At 62.9% G+C, this 15,756-nt stretch carries 18 protein-coding genes; 6 read left to right on the forward strand and 12 right to left on the reverse strand.

Annotated features, from left to right (window positions below; translation table 11 throughout):
- Positions 1–8 precede the first annotated feature (8 nt).
- A complete protein-coding gene (locus tag AB5Y59_RS09445) occupies positions 9–503 on the forward strand; it encodes a methylated-DNA--[protein]-cysteine S-methyltransferase (RefSeq protein ID WP_368211879.1) in 495 nt (164 codons plus the stop codon).
- Positions 504–1,109: 606 nt separating this feature from the next.
- On the opposite strand, the gene AB5Y59_RS09450 is transcribed toward AB5Y59_RS09445, so the two are convergent.
- The 7 genes from AB5Y59_RS09450 to AB5Y59_RS09480 form a co-directional block, all read right to left on the reverse strand.
- Positions 1,110–2,306 carry a NupC/NupG family nucleoside CNT transporter gene (locus AB5Y59_RS09450; protein ID WP_039039970.1) on the reverse strand — a complete coding sequence of 399 codons (1,197 nt, stop codon included), beginning with the start codon at positions 2,304–2,306 and terminating at the stop codon, positions 1,110–1,112.
- A 183-nt stretch (positions 2,307–2,489) separates the two neighbouring features.
- Positions 2,490–3,425, reverse strand: coding sequence for a LysR family transcriptional regulator (locus AB5Y59_RS09455; protein ID WP_368211982.1), 936 nt, complete (start codon positions 3,423–3,425; stop codon positions 2,490–2,492).
- Between the two features lie 82 nt (positions 3,426–3,507).
- Positions 3,508–4,044: a glutathione peroxidase gene (locus tag AB5Y59_RS09460; RefSeq protein ID WP_010673063.1), complete on the reverse strand. Its 537-nt coding sequence runs from the start codon at positions 4,042–4,044 to the stop codon at positions 3,508–3,510.
- 59 nt (positions 4,045–4,103) lie between these two features.
- On the reverse strand, positions 4,104–4,667 hold the full coding sequence (locus tag AB5Y59_RS09465; protein WP_368211881.1) for an NnrU family protein: 564 nt from the start codon (positions 4,665–4,667) through the stop codon (positions 4,104–4,106).
- 261 nt (positions 4,668–4,928) lie between these two features.
- Entirely contained in the window at positions 4,929–6,062 is a 1,134-nt protein-coding gene (locus tag AB5Y59_RS09470) for a glycerate kinase (protein WP_041210943.1), read from the reverse strand.
- Between the two features lie 9 nt (positions 6,063–6,071).
- Entirely contained in the window at positions 6,072–7,334 is a 1,263-nt protein-coding gene (locus tag AB5Y59_RS09475) for a GntP family permease (protein WP_042014914.1), read from the reverse strand.
- 119 nt (positions 7,335–7,453) lie between these two features.
- Positions 7,454–8,569: a sugar diacid recognition domain-containing protein gene (locus tag AB5Y59_RS09480; protein WP_039039965.1), complete on the reverse strand. Its 1,116-nt coding sequence runs from the start codon at positions 8,567–8,569 to the stop codon at positions 7,454–7,456.
- 206 nt (positions 8,570–8,775) lie between these two features.
- Here AB5Y59_RS09480 and AB5Y59_RS09485 point away from each other — a divergent pair, with 206 nt between their 5' ends.
- The 3 genes from AB5Y59_RS09485 to AB5Y59_RS09495 all read left to right on the forward strand — a co-directional run bounded on the left by AB5Y59_RS09485 (position 8,776) and on the right by AB5Y59_RS09495 (position 10,482).
- Positions 8,776–9,150, forward strand: coding sequence for a YacL family protein (locus AB5Y59_RS09485; protein ID WP_039039964.1), 375 nt, complete (start codon positions 8,776–8,778; stop codon positions 9,148–9,150).
- Between the two features lie 49 nt (positions 9,151–9,199).
- Positions 9,200–9,490: a hypothetical protein gene (locus AB5Y59_RS09490; RefSeq protein WP_039039963.1), complete on the forward strand. Its 291-nt coding sequence runs from the start codon at positions 9,200–9,202 to the stop codon at positions 9,488–9,490.
- 161 nt (positions 9,491–9,651) lie between these two features.
- Positions 9,652–10,482 (forward strand): CPBP family intramembrane glutamic endopeptidase, encoded by an 831-nt coding sequence (locus tag AB5Y59_RS09495; RefSeq protein ID WP_323884109.1) that lies wholly within the window; start codon positions 9,652–9,654, stop codon positions 10,480–10,482.
- 75 nt (positions 10,483–10,557) lie between these two features.
- Here AB5Y59_RS09495 and AB5Y59_RS09500 read toward each other — a convergent pair whose 3' ends face one another.
- From AB5Y59_RS09500 to AB5Y59_RS09520, 5 genes are all read right to left on the reverse strand, one after another.
- Complete coding sequence (locus tag AB5Y59_RS09500) at positions 10,558–10,977, reverse strand: DUF4426 domain-containing protein (RefSeq protein WP_041210940.1); 420 nt, start codon at positions 10,975–10,977, stop codon at positions 10,558–10,560.
- Positions 10,978–10,995: 18 nt separating this feature from the next.
- Positions 10,996–11,295 (reverse strand): DUF167 family protein YggU, encoded by a 300-nt coding sequence (yggU, locus tag AB5Y59_RS09505; RefSeq protein ID WP_010673054.1) that lies wholly within the window; start codon positions 11,293–11,295, stop codon positions 10,996–10,998.
- Complete coding sequence (locus AB5Y59_RS09510; RefSeq protein WP_010673053.1) at positions 11,295–11,846, reverse strand: YggT family protein; 552 nt, start codon at positions 11,844–11,846, stop codon at positions 11,295–11,297. Before AB5Y59_RS09510 ends, yggU begins: the two co-directional genes overlap by 1 nt.
- 23 nt (positions 11,847–11,869) lie before the next feature.
- Positions 11,870–12,694, reverse strand: a complete 825-nt coding sequence (gene proC / locus AB5Y59_RS09515; RefSeq protein WP_010673052.1) for a pyrroline-5-carboxylate reductase — start codon at positions 12,692–12,694, stop codon at positions 11,870–11,872.
- Between the two features lie 122 nt (positions 12,695–12,816).
- Positions 12,817–13,518: a YggS family pyridoxal phosphate-dependent enzyme gene (locus AB5Y59_RS09520; protein ID WP_042864460.1), complete on the reverse strand. Its 702-nt coding sequence runs from the start codon at positions 13,516–13,518 to the stop codon at positions 12,817–12,819.
- Positions 13,519–13,557: 39 nt separating this feature from the next.
- On the opposite strand from AB5Y59_RS09520, the gene tapT reads away from it, so the two are divergent.
- Both tapT and AB5Y59_RS09530 read left to right on the forward strand, forming a co-directional pair.
- Positions 13,558–14,592: a type IVa pilus ATPase TapT gene (gene tapT, locus AB5Y59_RS09525; protein WP_368211884.1), complete on the forward strand. Its 1,035-nt coding sequence runs from the start codon at positions 13,558–13,560 to the stop codon at positions 14,590–14,592.
- Positions 14,593–14,615: 23 nt separating this feature from the next.
- On the forward strand, positions 14,616–15,725 hold the full coding sequence (locus AB5Y59_RS09530) for a PilT/PilU family type 4a pilus ATPase (RefSeq protein ID WP_042882153.1): 1,110 nt from the start codon (positions 14,616–14,618) through the stop codon (positions 15,723–15,725).
- Positions 15,726–15,756: the final 31 nt, after the last annotated feature.

The following is a 15,756-nucleotide window of genomic DNA, read 5'->3' on the forward strand; positions in this document are numbered from 1 at the left end:
ACAAGAGAATGCAGTACAGCTTTTGTGAATGCGCCAAGGGGCCCTTGCTCATCGCCATCGATGGGGCCGGGCTGCGCCACGTGGAATTCATGCAAGGGGAGCGCCCCGTCCTGCCGCAACCGGAGTGGCAGCGGGATGATGCCGCCCTGGCCCACTTCGTCGAGCAGTTTGCCGCCTACTTTGCCGGCCGCCTGCGGCGCTTCGATCTCCCCCTGGCCGCCACGGGCACACCATTCCAGCAGGCCGTGTGGCAGGCGTTGTGCGACATCCCCTACGGCGAGACCGTCAGCTACCTCCAGATTGCAGAGGCCATCGGCAACCCCAGGGCCGTGCGGGCGGTGGGCGCCGCCAACGGCCGCAATCCCCTCAGCATCATAGTGCCCTGCCACAGGGTCATAGGGCGCAGCGGTGAACTGACCGGCTACGGGGGAGGCATCCCCATCAAGCGCTGGTTGCTGGCACTGGAGCAGGAGACCGCAGACCACTTCGCGCTGACCCCATGAAGGGGCGCGCCTCCTGTCAAATGCGGGTTGCGGGTGCAGGCACCACAGACCACAGGCCACAGGCCACTCGCGCGGATCCTCTGACGAGCGGCATCTCCATCACATACGAGTTGCTGGTCCCAACAGCAGACCGCGTTGCACTGCTCATGACGGGCAACACCCCAATCACATGCTGGTTGTTTGCCGCCTGGCAGCATGGTTGCGTGATGCGTTGAGCCTGCATCGGGATAATCTGTCGCCGGATCCGCCCCATGGCAGGAGCGTGCCCACCGCCCCGATTCATCTTTCCTTTGAGCCGCACAACAAAATAAATCGCTGATTATTTATTTTATTTCAGCATCAAACATTTAAAAATCACATTGCAGCAGCATTTTGAAAATGAACACAGTATGAAGAATCGCCTCAGAAGCGCTTCAGAGAGCATCAGGCATCATGGCTTCACACTTGGATGGGACGGCTCATCCCTCATTCAGGTGGCACCCATGTGACGCTTCCAATCTGTCTTTTCCCCGCGCCTCCCCAGAGGCGCTTTTTTTGCCTGCAAGCGGGTGCAAAAAAGCCCGCCGAAGCGGGCAATGACCGGAAGGTGCTGACTTCCTGGGTCTATCAGAGGGCGAGGAACAAGCCTGCCAGGGAGGCGCTCATCAGGTTTGCCAGCACCCCCGCCAGGATGGCGCGCATGCCGTAGCGGGCGATGAAGGACTTGCGCTCCGGCACCATGGCCCCCAGGCCGCCGATGAGGATCGCCATGGAAGAGATGTTGGCGAAACCGCACAGGGCGAAGGTGACGATGGCCTTGCTCGACTCGTTCAGGGTCTGATCCTGCACCAGGGCAATGAAGGCGACGAACTCGTTGATGACGATCTTGGTGCCGATCAGGGCACCAGCCGCCTGGGCCTGATCCCAGGGCACACCGATCAGCCAGGAGACGGGGGCGAACAGCCAGCCCAGGATGATCTGGAAGCTCAGATCCAGCCCCACCAGGTCGCCGGCCCAGCCCAGCAGGCCGTTGAGCAGGGCGATCACGCCGACGAAGGCCAGCAGGGTCGCCCCCACGGCGACGGCGATGTTGAGACCCGCCATGGCACCATCGGCGGCCGCTTCAATGACGTTGGTGGCGCGGGGGATCTCCACGTCTTCGTGGTGATCTTCCTCTTGCGCGGCGGGCGGCACCAGGATCTTGGCCATGGCAAGCCCGGCAGGGGCGGACATGAAGGCCGCCGCAATCAGGTATTTCAGCTCGACCCCGATGCTGGCGTAGCCCACCAGGGTGCCGCCAGCTACCGAGGCCAGCCCGCAGCTCATCACCGCAAAGAACTGGGAATCGGACATCCTGGAGAGATAGGGTTTGACCACCAGCGGCGCTTCCACCATGCCGACGAAGATGTTGGCGGTGGCAGAGAGGCTCTCGGCGCGGCCGGTGCCCAGCAATTTCTGCAGGCCGCCGCCGAGCAGGGCGATCACTTTGGGCATCAGGCCGATGTGATAGAGGATGGCGATCAGCGCGGAGAAGAAGATGATCACCGGCAGCACGTTGAAGGCGAAGATGAAACCGAGTTTGAACTTGGCCAGATCCCCGAACAGGAAGGCAATCCCCTCCTGGCCGTAGCCGATGACGCTGCTGACGCTCTCGCTGACACCGTTCAAGACCTGTTGACCGGCGGGCAGCCAGAGCACCAGGGCGGCGAAGAGCACTTGCAGGCAGAGAGCAAAGCCCACTGTTCGCAACGGGATACGACGACGATTATCAGAGCAGAGTGCGGCCAGGGCCAGGATGCTCAGGATACCAAGCAGGGCAATCATGGGGGATTCCATCCAGTGAGGCTGAAGATGGGCGCGGATTCTGCTCCCCTCCCCTCACCGCCGCAACCCCGCCGGGTTACAACCCTGTTAGCAAAAACGTTTGCACGATATCGGTTGCGCCAACTGACTGATTTGACACAACTTTGAAACCGCACTCACGCCAGTGTTCTTGTATGGAAACGATTATTCCTCGGTGCCGGACAATTTCCCCCCGAGCCAGGGTGCGAGTCGCTGCGCCCAGTAGGGCCCGGATCCGAAGCTCTCCTTGAGGAAGTCGATGAAGAGGCGGATCTTGGGATCCAGATGCTCTCGCCTGGCATAGACGGCGTGCACCGCCATCTTCTGGTTCGGTTGCCACTGGGGCAGCAGAGGGATGAGCTGACCAGATTGCAGCTCCTTGTCCAGCAGGTAGTTGGCCACATAGGCGATGCCGAGCCCGGCCAGGGCGGCGTCCCGCACCGCTTCCGCCAGATCCACCCGATAGTTGCCCGCCACCTGCACCGTCTGGCGCTCCTTGCCCTGGCGAAATGACCACTCGTGGTAGCGCCGCTCCCGGCTCTGGTAGGTGATGCAATTGTGATGGGCCAGATCCCTGGGGTGCAGTGGCGTGCCGTGACTCAGCAGATAATCCGGCGAGGCCACCAGCACGAAACCGATGTCTGCCAGTCGCTGCCCGACCAGGGACTCGGGTTTGTCCTCGTAGGTGGTGATCCAGAGATCCAGCCCCTCATCCACCAGATTGGTGCGGTGATCGAACAGGGACACCTCCAGCTCCAGATCCGGATAACGTGCCTGAAACGCCTTGAGGCGCGGGATCACGTGCAATCGCCCGAAGGATTGACCAACCCCCAGATGGAGCACACCGCTCACCTTGCCACGGCGCTCCGCCACCATGGATTCCGCCTCCAGCGCCACCGCCACCAGAGCGCGGCAGTGGCGGGCATACTCCTGACCCAGTTCGGTGAGCCCGAAACGACGGGTAGTGCGCTGTACCAGCTGGGCGCCGAGCGCGGTTTCCAGCAGGACGAGCTGCTTGCTGATGTGGGATTTGGAGACCCCGAGGCGGCGCGCAGCCGCCGAGATGCCCTGTTCACGAACCAGGGCATCGAAGATCACCATTTGGGGAAGACGTTGCAGCACGGTGTCACCGGAGTGGATGGCGGGGCCGCATTATTCCAGAGCGGCCCGCCATGGGGTAGGGTCAGTGCCCCAGGGCATCGATGATCTGCTGTTTGAGAGGATCATCCGACGGATTCTGGTTGGCGCCATAGCTCGCAATCAGCTTGCCGTCCCGCCCGACCAGGTACTTGTGGAAGTTCCAGTTGGGCGCATCACCGTCGGCAGCCGCGGCCAGCCCCTTGAACAGCGGCACTGCATCCGAACCCCGCACCGCCACCCGGTTGAACATGGGGAAGGTCACCCCGTAGTCCCGGCGGCACACCTCGGCGGTCTTGTTCTCGTTGCCCGCCTCCTGCCAGAAATCGTTGGAGGGGAAGCCCAGCACCATCAGTCCCTTCTCCTTGTAACCCTGATAGAGGGCTTCCAGATCCCGGAACTGACCGCTGTAACCGCAGTAGGAGGCGGTGTTGACCACCAGCACCACCTTGCCCTCGGTCAACTGGCAGAGGTTGTGGCGCTGGGTGCTGTTGAGCTCCCGCATCTCCACGTTGAAGTAATCGGGGCAGGCGGCAGAGACCGCGCCCGAGCCGAGCATCAGCAGCAGGGTGAACCATTTCATCGACGTGACTCCCATTGTTTTGTCCATCATACGCAAGACCCCGGAATCTGGTTCAGGGATCAGTGCAGGGGGATCCCGGTCAGCCAGCCGTGTCCCCAGAAGATAAGCAGAGCCGTGAGCGCCAGCCCCGCCCCCAGACTGATCCCCGTCCCATGCCAGGTGGCGGCGGCACGGGGGTGACGACCCCACTCCCGCATCGAAATCCAGACGATGCTGATGAGAGCCCAGAGACCGAGCCCGCCAAACAGCACCAGAGAACGCGCCTCGCTGTTCACCGCCAGATGGGCCCCCGACCAGAGCAGCACCCCGAGCAGCTGGGGATGCACCAGCCAACGACGGAAATGGTTCGCCCCCAGCCCCGCACACAGCAGGACAAGGGCGATCGGCATGATCCCCATCACCAAGGTGGGCCCCCAGACAGGCAGAAAATAGAGGGGCATGGGACTGGCACTGCGCCAGCCTGCGAGGATGCAGCCGATGGCGACGAACACCAGCAGCGAGAAGAGCCCCTTGTAGCGGTTCTCCCCCAGCCGATCCCGCAGACGGGCGCGGTGCTGTGCCGCGAAACAGGGGTAAAGATGGATCAGGGTGAACAACACCACCCCCAGGGTCAGCAGGATCATGGCTCGCACCTCGCATATTGCCCCCCGGAATGGGAAGCCCTCCCTCAGGCGGGCCTTGTTTCTCGTGGCTCCCTCACTGTCGGGAGATCACTATGCCGCAAAGCCCCTTGTCAGAATACAAAAACCATATGAAAGACAGCAGGATAATAAAAAAAGCCGACCCAAGGATCGGCAAGTGCGTCAGAGGTGCCACGCCGGGCCGCTCACTCTGCTGCACGGGGCAGGGTCAGGCCGATGCACCGCATCGGCCAGGAGAGAGGGTCATTTGCGCAGCAGGTAGAGAGCCGCCACGTTGCGGGCCGTGAGCTGCAGGTTGGTGGTGGCGGTGGCCAGCGCCTCAGGCAGGGACATGGCCCGATTGACCACGGCGAACACCGCATCCAGCCCGTGCTCGTGCACCACGCCGCAGTCATCGGTGAGGCATCCGGCGATGCCGATCACCGGCTTGCCGAACTGCTTGGCACAGCGAGCCACCCCGATGGGCGTCTTGCCGTGGATGGTCTGGCTGTCGATGCGGCCCTCGCCGGTGATGACCAGATCCGCATCGGCCACCGCCTCGGCCAGATTCAGCGCCTCGATGACGATCCGGATGCCGGGTTTGAGCTCGGCGCCGAGCAGCCCCACCAGGGCTGCCCCCATGCCGCCTGCGGCCCCCGTTCCCGGGATCTCCTTCACCTGCTTGCCAAGCGCCTGCTCGATGCAGTCCGCGTAACGGGCCAGATTGGCATCCAGCTCGGCCACCATCTCGGGAGTTGCCCCCTTCTGCGGACCGAACACGGCGGACGCCCCTTTCGGGCCGCACAGCGGATTGTCCACGTCGCAGGCCACCTCGATGGTGAGTCCGGTCAGACGGGGATCCAGCCCGCTCAGGTCGATGGTGGCCAGCTCGGCCAGACCGGCACCGCCCGGCGCGATGGGGGTACCATCTGCTTTCAGGAGCTTGCCGCCGAGTGCCTGGATCATGCCGGCACCGCCGTCATTGGTGGCGCTGCCGCCGATGCCGAGGATGAGGTGGTTCACCCCCATCTCCAGCGCGGCCAGGATCAGCTCCCCGGTGCCGACACTGGAGGTGAGCCGCGGATTGCGCAGCTCGGGCGCCACCAGATGGAGGCCGGAGGCCGCCGCCATCTCGATGACGGCGCGCTTGCCATCCCCCAGCAGGCCCACGAAGCCCTGTACCCTGTTGCCGAGGGGGGCGGTCACCTCGACCGGCAGGATGCGACCACCGGTGGCATCCACCAGAGACTGCACCGTCCCCTCGCCGCCATCGGCCATGGGCAGCTTGACGTAGGTGGCATCCGGCAGCACCTGCTTGAAACCGGCCTCGATGGCATCGGCCACCGCCATGGCGCTCAGGCTCTCCTTGAATGAATCGGGGGCGATCACAATTTTCATATCAGTTCCTTAGGCGAGGCCAAACACGCCAAACATCAGGGTGGAGACAACGGCGATGGTCAGACCGACCGCGGTTTCGTAGGGGATGAGCTTGAGTCGCTCGCCGACGCCCATGTGGACGCTGCCGCCGGTGGCATGGAAGAAGGAGCCGTGGGGCATATGGTCAAACACGGTGGCGCCGGCGTGGATCATGGCGGCCCCTGCCAGGCTGCTGATCCCCAGTTCAATCAGAGTGGCGCTGAACACGTTGGAGGCCACCACGGTCCCGGCCGTGGTCGAGGCGGTCGCCAGCGACATCAGGGCACCGGAGATGGGGGCCAGCAGATAGGAGGGCAGACCGGAAGCGGTCAGGCCGCTGATGAGCACATCTTTCAGGCCGGAGTTGGCGATGATGCCCGCCAGGGTACCCGTCCCCAGCAGCATGATGGCCACCGGCGCCATGCGGGCCAGGCCCGAGACGGCAAACTGGTTCACCTTGGTGAACTTGCCCATCATCAGGGCCCCCACCAGGCCGCCGAGGGGCAGCGCAATGAGCGGGTCCACCACGATGCCGGCGATGGGACGCAGGGCCAGCAGCAGGATGGCGACCAGGGGCGCACTGATGGCGGCGGCAAAGCCGGGCAACTTGGCACCGTCAACGCTCACCACCTCGTCGGCGGCCACCTTGCTGCCCCGGTTGTTGAGGCGCTTGGCGAGCCAGTAGGCCATCACCAGACCGAACAGGCCGGGAATGATGCCCGCCGCCATCACCGAAGTGAGAGGCAGGTGGAAGGCATCGGCTGCCGCAATGGCGTTGGGGTTGGGAGACATGACGTTGCCCGCCTTGCCACCGCCTATCATCGCCAGCAGGATGGCCGCCTTGGAGAGATCGGCACGGCGGGCGATGGCCAGCGCAATGGGGGCGACCGTGATGACGGCCACGTCCACGAAGACGCCGACTGCGGTCAGGATCAGGGTGGCCAGCGCCAGAGCCAGCAGGGCGCGGGTCTCGCCGAGTTTCTTGACGATGGTCTCGGCGATGGTGGTGGCGGCGCCCGATTCGATGAGCACCCCGGCCAGCACACCCGCCGCCAGGATCCGCATCACCGCCGTGGTGATCCCCTGGGCGCCGCCGATCATCAAGGCAACGGTCTGGGTCAGGTCGGCGCCACCGATCAGGCCACCGGCCAGGGCACCGACAATCATGCCGTAAGCGGGCGGCACCTTCTTCAGGATGAGGAAGATGGCGATGGAAAGCGCGGCGAGCGCGCCGAGCGCGGAGACTGGGATCATGACGGGCACCTTGTTGTTGTAATGAGTGGCGCCATTATGGGGATCCCCGCCTGGAATGCTTTGGCCATAAAACCAAAAAAAGCATTTACCGGCCTTGTATTTTTGTTGGAAAAGACAAATCAGCTATCGAGACTGAGCCCGAGATAGAGCAGAAACTTGTCATCTAACTTGTTGAAATTCAAACCGGTTATCTGCTCTATCCGGGTCAGTCGATAACGCAGGGTGTTGGGGTGAATGAACAGGGCTTCGGCACAGGGATGCAGATCACAATCCTGCAAGAAATATTGGCGCAGCGTCTTTTGCAGCGTTCCCTTTGTGTCCTCCTGCGCCAGCTTTTGCAGCGGAGCCCGCAGCTGATCCGCCTGCCAGGAGTCCGCCAGGGTGCCGAGCAGCACTGAAAGCCGGTAATCCTCGAAGAAATAGACCTGCTTGCGGGGCGATTGGCGCATGCCACGGCGCAAGGTGTCTCGCGCCGTCTGGTAGGAGAGCGCCAGCCCGGGGATGCCGGCGAAGTAATCACCCACACCGATGCGAACCTTGAAATGGGGAATACGGGAGAGCAGCTGCCGGATCCGGCTGCGCTCCTGCGCCGACTGCCAGACGCCGTCGCTGAGCTGGGCGGGTTTGAGCACCACTATCTCGTCCAGGCCGTTGATGGCCACCAGGTTGTCCCGCTCCGGGTTTTCCAGCAGGTGAACCAGCTCCCTCACCTGGGCGGGCTCGGCCTCCTCCAGCGCCAGCACGGCCACCACCCGGGGCTGGGCGAGATCCAGCTCGAGGAAGCGGGCCACCTGTTGCAGTTGATCGGCCCGCCCTTCGCCGCGAATGAGCTGCAACACCAGCTCCTCCTTGTGGCGCTTGTCCCACTGCAACTGCTCGGTGAGTGCCGCCTGTTCCAGGATGAGCTCGGCGGTCATGCGCACCAGCTCGGCGTAAGCACGCACGATGTCCGGATCCCCAGAGATGCCGATGACGCCGAGCAGCTCCCCCTGATAGGCGATGGGCAGGTTGATGCCAGGCCTCACCCCCTTGAGCTCCCGGGCGGTGGCCTCGCTTATCTCTACCACCCGGTTCTCGGTCAGGGCCAGCACGGCCCCCTCGTGGCGCTGGTGCAGCCGCTCCGGATTGCCGGACGCAATGATGAGTCCCCGCTCATCCATGACATTGACCGAGAACGAGAGGATCTTCATCGCCCGGCTGACTATCTGATGCGCGAGCGCGTCGTTGAGCTGCATTGCCTCTCCATACCATTCGTTGACAGGGTCCCCGGCGTGCGCCATCACCGGGATCACCCGTTAAAGATCCCACATCATCAAGACAAGCGCGGGGGGGATCGCTAGAATAGGCCACTTTACGCTATCAGTGCCCCACCATGGATCAAGGATCCGGCATCATGCCGCTTTGCGCCGTGGTGGTTTCACCCTCCGATATGGACTCCGCTATGGATTATGAATTTCGCCGCGACCCGTTCGGTGGCTATCGCGCCCGGTTCTCCATGGGCCATGAAGCCATCGGCCAGTGGTTGATCGACGAGGTGGGCAAGGACGAGGAGAAGCTCGACGAGCTGTTCGCCATCATCGACCAGCTCTCCAGCCGGGCCCGCACCGAATACCGGCTGCTGGGGGGCGACTACTCCCTGCTGCTGACCCACGAGGAAGCCGAGGTGAAGGCCAATGTCCTCAATATCGAGCAGGACGAGGATCTCGACGATCTCGCCTACTACGATGATGAACAGCTGGCCATGTGCGGGCTGGAAGATTTTGCCCAGGTACTCGGCTCCTGGCGCGCCTTTATCCGCAACGAGGATATGGGCTGATTACCCCCATTCGGGCGAGCATGCCCCTTGCAACCCAACAGGATTGACTATGTCCATTTACGATTTTGATGACGAACTGCCGGAAGACGAGCTGGATCAACCGAAGAAACCCGCCCAGCCCAAGAAGAAGGGCAAGCAGGTGCTGAACACCCAGGTCAACCTGAGCCCGCGCGATGCCAGCCGCCTGAACGGCATGCACGTCGAGGCCATCACCACCCTGGATGACGTCAGTCTGCCGAAGAACGTCATCTTCAAGGCCGGTCTCATCGCCCTGGGCGAGCTGGAAGCCAGCAAACGCGCCGACATCATCGCCCGGGTCATCGCCGAGTCCGGTCGCTGATACGGGAAGGCCATCGCCTCTCTCGGTGACATCTTGCCGCCGCCCAAGCCGGAGCCCAGCTCCGGCTTTTCATTGCGCGTCTTCTGCCGGCCAGTCCCTTTTCCTTGAACCAGACCATGGGGATCGTTAAGGTGCGCCCTTCATTCATACAAGGAGACTCGATGTTACCACTCCCCGATATCCTCATCTGGCTCGTCCTGGGGCTCGCCGTACTCTGCTGCCTCGCCCGCCGGACCAGGCCCGGCATGCTCCTGCTGGGACTAGCCCTGCTCACCGCCCTCTGGCTTGAGCGACTCGCGCCCCTCGCCGCTCTTGTCAGCCTCGCCGGTCTGCTGCTGGCCTGGCGTACCCCCACCCTGCCCCCACCCTGGCGTGGCGTCGCACTGACGCTGATCCTGCTGTGGTCCCTCGCCCTGACGCTGCATCTGGTGCCCGGCTTTGACAATCTCAGGGTGCTCGACAAGGTACAGGCGGGCCCGGCCAGCGTGCCCTTCACCCTTTACCTCAATCTGGACAAGCCGCTCATTTTCTTCGCCCTGCTGCTGGCCATCCCCGGCCTGCTCGGCCCGGGTGGAACGATGCGCTGGCGGCCGCTGGCCCTGCTCATCCTGCCGCTCGCGGCCCTGCTCATCACCGCCTGGCAACTGGGCGCCCTCAAACCCGAAGCGGGACTGCCCCACTGGTGGTGGCTGTTCGCATTCAACAACCTGCTGTTCACCTGTGTGGCGGAAGAAGCGCTGTTCCGGGGATGCATCCAGCAAGGGGTGACAAGCCGAAGCACGCCCTGGGCAGGTCTCCTGGTCGCCAGCCTGCTGTTCGGCGCAGCCCATCTTGCCGGTGGCCCGTTGCTGGTGTTGTTCGCCGCGCTGGCGGGGGCCTGCTATGGCCTGGCGTTCCAGCTGAGCGGGCGCCTCAGTGTCGCCATCCTGCTCCACTTCCTGTTCAACTTCGCCCACCTGGCCCTGTTTACCTATCCCCTGGCCAGCCACTGACGTCGAGCACAGGTTCACCGGGCAAAAAAATGCCCCGCCCCCGTAGGGGCAGGGCATCTGCATTCACCCTGCAATCTAGTCGACGTAGAAGGTCTGCTGGAAGGTCAGCGTCTGCTGCAGCCCCTCCCCCATGATCTTCAGGGTGAACTGGTAGGTGTCCTCATTGCGATAGGGCAGCACTGCCAGGTAATAGATGGCATTCCCCTCTTTCACCTCCTGAAAATTCAGGGTGCGAAGGGTGCCGGTCAGATTGCGGGCTTCGCCGCTGATCCCCACCGCCTGTGCCACCCCCTGCTTGTTCTGCACCGCGATATTGACGATGCCGTTATAGCGGCTGCGCTCCAGGCCATAGGTCCTGGCTACCTCGGGGGTGAGGAAGCTGGAGTTGAACGCGCTGTAGTGCACTTTCCAGGGGCCCAGCTCCTGCATCTGCTCAGCCCGCAGCGGCAGCGTCATCAGGAGTGCCAGCAGGCAACTCATCCAGGCTGTTTTCATGATGTCATCCCTCTCGTATCAACCCTGATTATCGAGCAGAGCGGCAATCTCGGCGGGGATCTGCTTTGGCGCGTCGATGGCGACCGTCTTGTGCCGACCCAGCTCCCCCCGCAGGATGCGAACCTGCCCCTTGGCCACCTTGCACTGCTTGGCCAGGTACTTGATCAGGTGACTGTTGGCCTGACCATCCACCGGCGGTGCCGTGATGGCCACTTTCAACTCGTCACCGTGCAATCCGATGATCTGATCCCGGCTCGCCTTGGGCTGGATCATCAGATGCAACACCAGCTCGTCCCCTTCCAGCAGGACGGCGGGCATCAGATCATCCACCACAACTGGCCGAACAGATCCCCCATCAGGTAGTTGATGGCCTGCAGCGCGATGAAGGCGACCAGCACGGAGAGATCCAGCCCGCCCAATGCAGGCAGGATGCGGCGAATGGGGGCCAGGAAGGGTTCAGTGAGCTGGTGCATCACGTATTCAATGGGGTTGCGCCCCTGGCTGACCCAGCTCAGGATGGCGCGGATAAGCAGGATCCAGAAGATCATGGAACCCGCTTTCTTCAGCACGGTGAGCGTCGCAAACAGACAGAGAGTGAGCCAGTCCGCCTGCAGCACATTCATGCTCTTGAGCAGGACCAATTTGCCAAAGGCGATCAGCAGCGCCAGCAGCACAGAGGCCATGTCCAGCCCGCCAAAACCCGGGATGACGCGGCGCAGGGGCACCACCAGCGGGTTGGTCAGCTTGACCACCATCTGGCTCATGGGGTTGTAGAAGTCGGCCCGCGCCCACTGCAGCCAGACCCGCAGCAGCACCACCATGAGGTAGAGATCAAAGACAGTGTTAATCAAAAAGTAAGCCGTGTTCATCCGGGCTCCTTGCTAAAAGGGATTCAGAAAAGGGTTTCCATTTCGCCGGCCCGGGTAACGGCCGCCTGCATGGCTCTTGCGGTCAGCGGCATCAGCCCCTGCTCCTGGAATGTCTTGACGGCCTCGGCCGTGGTCCCGCCCTTGCTGGTCACCTGCTCGCGCAGGGTCTGCAGCGACAGCTCGGGATTCTGCTCCACCATGGCGGCCGCCCCCAGGGCGGTTTGCTGCACCAGCAGGCGAGCCTGCTCCGGCGTAAAGCCCATGGCCTCGGCCTCCTCGGCAATCGCCTGCATGAACAGGAAGAAGTAGGCCGGGGCACTGCCCGCCGCCGCAATGACGCCGTTGATGCCGGCCTCCTGCTCCACCCAGAGGGTCTTGCCCACGGATTGCATCATCTGTTCGGCCACCGCCCTATCAGCCTGCCCGATGGCGGGCGGTGCATAGAGCCCGGTCATCCCCAGCCCCAGCAAGGAGGGGGTGTTGGGCATGGTGCGAATGATGCGATCGTGACCGCCCGCCATCTCCTGCAAGCGTGCGACGCGAATGCCGGCGGCGATGGAGATGAGCAACTTGCCATCCAGCGAGCCAAGCTCGGCCACCAGCGCCGTCAGCATGCCCGCCATCAGCTGGGGCTTGACCGCCAGCACGATCACCTCGGCCTCCCGGGCCGCCTCGGCGTTGTCCTGGGTGATACGGATGCCGAACTGGCTGGCCAGTTCGTCCAGCTTGGGGCGGCTGGGATTGGCGGCGATGATACGCTCTGCCGGGTAACCCGCCTGGATGAGGCCGGCAATGATACTTCGGCTCATGTTGCCTGCCCCGATGAAGGCGAGGGTTCTCTGCTGCATCAAACACTCCTGTTACTGACATCGCAGCGGATGCCGACCCAGCCTGTGTAGGCTGACAGCATCACACGCGCCTGTTTACCTGAAAAAAGCACGACCGGGATGTTTCTCGCCCCGGCTCTTGCTCATGAATAGTCACGGGCCCCGAAGATGGCGGTCCCGACCCGCACCATGGTGCTGCCATGGGCAATGGCAGGCTCAAGATCCTCGGTCATCCCCATCGAAAGGGTGTCGACGCTCGGGTATTGTTGCGCAAGCTCGGTGAACAGAGCCTGCATGCGCGCCATCTGGGCCGCGAGCACCCCCTCGTCGCGGGTGTGCTCGGGGATGGCCATCAGGCCGCGCAACCGCAGCCGCTCGCTCTGAGCCACCAGGGAGGCCAGGCGGAAAATCTCTTGCTCCGACGTACCGGATTTGCTGCTCTCTCCGCTAATATTGATTTGCAGACAGATATTTAGCGGCGCGAGCCCACTCGGTCTCTGGTTGTTGAGGCGTTCGATGAGCTTGTCGCGATCGACACTTTGAACCCAGTCGAACCGCTCCGCCACCAGCTTGGACTTGTTCGATTGCAGCGGGCCGATAAAGTGCCACTCTATGTCTGTACAGGCGTTCTGCTCGCGCAAGGCATCAATCTTGAGCGCGGCCTCCTGGGCGTAGGATTCGCCAAAGCGCCGCTGGCCGGCGGCATAGGCAGCCTGAATGTCCCCCAGCGGCTTGGTTTTACTGACAGCAAGCAACTGGATGTGATCTGGGCTGCGGCCAACACGCCGGGCAGCCTCTACAATACGTTCCTTTACCTGAAGCAGGTGCTGGGCAATCTGGCTCATATTTCGTTCGTGATCTTGTGATGGGAGAATAACAAATCTATGGATATCACAGAGTTATTGGCATTCAGTGTAAAGCATAAGGCCTCGGATCTACACCTCTCGGCCGGGGTCCCCCCGATGATCAGGGTTGATGGGGAGGTTCGCAAGATCAATTTGCCCGCCCTGGATCACCGGGAAGTCCATTCTCTCATTTACGACATCATGAATGACCACCAGCGCAAGGAGCTGGAGGAGAACTTCGAGGTGGACTTCTCCTTCGAAGTACCCGGCATGGCACGCTTTCGGGTCAACGCCTTCCAGCAGGCGCGCGGCTCGGGCGCCGTGTTTCGTACCATCCCGAGCACCGTTCTGACCCTGGACGATCTGGGGGCGCCGGAGATATTTCGCAAGATAGCGGAGTACCCTCGCGGCCTGGTGCTGGTGACTGGGCCCACCGGCTCGGGCAAATCCACCACCCTGGCCGCCATGGTCGATTACATCAATGACAACTTCCACCACCACATCCTCACCATCGAGGACCCCATCGAATTCGTGCACGAGAACAAGCGCTGCCTGGTGAACCAGCGGGAAGTACACCGCGACACCAAGAGCTTCAGCAACGCCCTGCGCTCGGCCCTACGGGAAGACCCGGATATCATCCTGGTAGGTGAAATGCGGGACCTCGAAACCATCCGCCTAGCCATGACCGCCGCCGAAACCGGTCACCTGGTGTTTGGCACCCTGCACACCTCCTCGGCTGCCAAGACCATCGACCGCATCATCGACGTCTTCCCCGGCTCGGAGAAGGACATGGTGCGATCCATGCTCTCCGAATCCCTGCGAGCGGTCATCTCCCAGACCCTGCTCAAGCGTATCGGTGGCGGCCGGGTGGCGGCCCACGAGATCATGCTGGGGATCCCGGCGGTGCGAAACCTCATCCGGGAAGACAAGGTGGCCCAGCTCTATTCCGTCATCCAGACCGGGATGACCCACGGCATGCAGACCATGGACCAGAGCCTCAAGCAGCTGGTCAACCGGGGGGTCGTCGCCTCCCTCGATGCCAAGGCCAAGGCGGTCGATCCCAATACCATTTAAGCTCGCACACCCAAGGAGTCGCCATGAACATGGATGTTCTGCTCGCCGCACTGGTTGAACAAAAGGGCTCGGATCTCTTCATCACGGTCGATGCCCCCCCGACCCTCAAGGTCAACGGGCGTCTGGTGTCGCTCGGGCCGGCTCCCCTCGACAAGACGACGGCGCTGGCGTTGATCAGAGAAAGCCTGGACGAGACCCACTTCGAGCGCTTCCTGCACACCCGCGAGGCCAACTACGCCATCCAGCGAGGCTCGCTGGGGCGCTTTCGGGTCAGCGCCTTCTGGCAACAGGATATGCCGGGCATGGTGCTGCGCCGCATCGAGACCCGCATCCCCACCTTTGACGAGCTGGTGCTGCCCCCCATCCTGCAGGAGGTCGCCATGGCCAAACGCGGGCTGGTGCTCTTCGTCGGCGCCACTGGCGCCGGCAAGTCCACCACCCAGGCGGCCATGATCGGCTTTCGCAACCAGCACGGTGACGGCCACATCCTGACGGTGGAGGATCCGGTGGAATTCGTCCATCAGCACGATCGCTGTCTGGTGACCCAGCGGGAGGTGGGGATCGACACCGCATCCTTCGATGTCGCCCTCAAAAACTCCCTGCGCCAGGCCCCGGATGTCATCCTCATCGGTGAAATCCGCTCCCAGGAGACCATGGAGTTCGCCATCCAGTTCGCCGAGACGGGACACCTCTGCCTCGCCACCTTGCACGCCAACAATGCCAACCAGGCGCTGGATCGCATCCTGCATCTGGTCCCCCAGGAGAAGCACCGCCAGTTCCTGTTCGATCTCTCCTTCAACCTGCGCGCCATCGTCGCCCAGCAGCTGCTCCCCTCCGCTCATGGGCAGCGCCGGGTCGCCGCCTTCGAGATCCTGCTCAACACCCCGCTCGTCACCGACATCATCCGCAAGGGAGAGATGCACAGACTCAAGGAGGTGATGACCAAATCCGGCGAGCTCGGCATGCAGACCTTCGATCAGGCGCTGTTCACCCTGTTCTGCGCCGGCCAAATTGGCTACAGTGAGGCCCTTGCCCATGCCGACTCCGCCAACGACCTGCGACTGCTCATCAAGCTGTCGGGTCGCGAGCAGCTGGGCGCAGGCACTCTCGACAACGTGACCCTGGATGAATGAGGGGCGTGCGTCACCGCTAGTAAAGGACCGT

The sequence above is a fragment of the Aeromonas sp. s10 genome (genome assembly GCF_040907975.1).
In the GTDB taxonomy this organism is placed as follows: Bacteria; Pseudomonadota; Gammaproteobacteria; order Enterobacterales; family Aeromonadaceae; genus Aeromonas; species Aeromonas caviae.

Coding starts and splice junctions, on each gene's coding strand:
- AB5Y59_RS09445 (WP_368211879.1), top strand. CDS start 9: ATGCAGTACAGCTTTTGTGAATGCGCCAAGGGGCCCTTGCTCATCGCC.
- AB5Y59_RS09450 (WP_039039970.1), bottom strand. CDS start 2,306: ATGATTGCCCTGCTTGGTATCCTGAGCATCCTGGCCCTGGCCGCACTC.
- AB5Y59_RS09455 (WP_368211982.1), bottom strand. CDS start 3,425: ATGGTGATCTTCGATGCCCTGGTTCGTGAACAGGGCATCTCGGCGGCT.
- AB5Y59_RS09460 (WP_010673063.1), bottom strand. CDS start 4,044: ATGAAATGGTTCACCCTGCTGCTGATGCTCGGCTCGGGCGCGGTCTCT.
- AB5Y59_RS09465 (WP_368211881.1), bottom strand. CDS start 4,667: ATGATCCTGCTGACCCTGGGGGTGGTGTTGTTCACCCTGATCCATCTT.
- AB5Y59_RS09470 (WP_041210943.1), bottom strand. CDS start 6,062: ATGAAAATTGTGATCGCCCCCGATTCATTCAAGGAGAGCCTGAGCGCC.
- AB5Y59_RS09475 (WP_042014914.1), bottom strand. CDS start 7,334: ATGATCCCAGTCTCCGCGCTCGGCGCGCTCGCCGCGCTTTCCATCGCC.
- AB5Y59_RS09480 (WP_039039965.1), bottom strand. CDS start 8,569: ATGCAGCTCAACGACGCGCTCGCGCATCAGATAGTCAGCCGGGCGATG.
- AB5Y59_RS09485 (WP_039039964.1), top strand. CDS start 8,776: ATGGATTATGAATTTCGCCGCGACCCGTTCGGTGGCTATCGCGCCCGG.
- AB5Y59_RS09490 (WP_039039963.1), top strand. CDS start 9,200: ATGTCCATTTACGATTTTGATGACGAACTGCCGGAAGACGAGCTGGAT.
- AB5Y59_RS09495 (WP_323884109.1), top strand. CDS start 9,652: ATGTTACCACTCCCCGATATCCTCATCTGGCTCGTCCTGGGGCTCGCC.
- AB5Y59_RS09500 (WP_041210940.1), bottom strand. CDS start 10,977: ATGAAAACAGCCTGGATGAGTTGCCTGCTGGCACTCCTGATGACGCTG.
- yggU (WP_010673054.1), bottom strand. CDS start 11,295: ATGCCCGCCGTCCTGCTGGAAGGGGACGAGCTGGTGTTGCATCTGATG.
- AB5Y59_RS09510 (WP_010673053.1), bottom strand. CDS start 11,846: ATGAACACGGCTTACTTTTTGATTAACACTGTCTTTGATCTCTACCTC.
- proC (WP_010673052.1), bottom strand. CDS start 12,694: ATGCAGCAGAGAACCCTCGCCTTCATCGGGGCAGGCAACATGAGCCGA.
- AB5Y59_RS09520 (WP_042864460.1), bottom strand. CDS start 13,518: ATGAGCCAGATTGCCCAGCACCTGCTTCAGGTAAAGGAACGTATTGTA.
- tapT (WP_368211884.1), top strand. CDS start 13,558: ATGGATATCACAGAGTTATTGGCATTCAGTGTAAAGCATAAGGCCTCG.
- AB5Y59_RS09530 (WP_042882153.1), top strand. CDS start 14,616: ATGAACATGGATGTTCTGCTCGCCGCACTGGTTGAACAAAAGGGCTCG.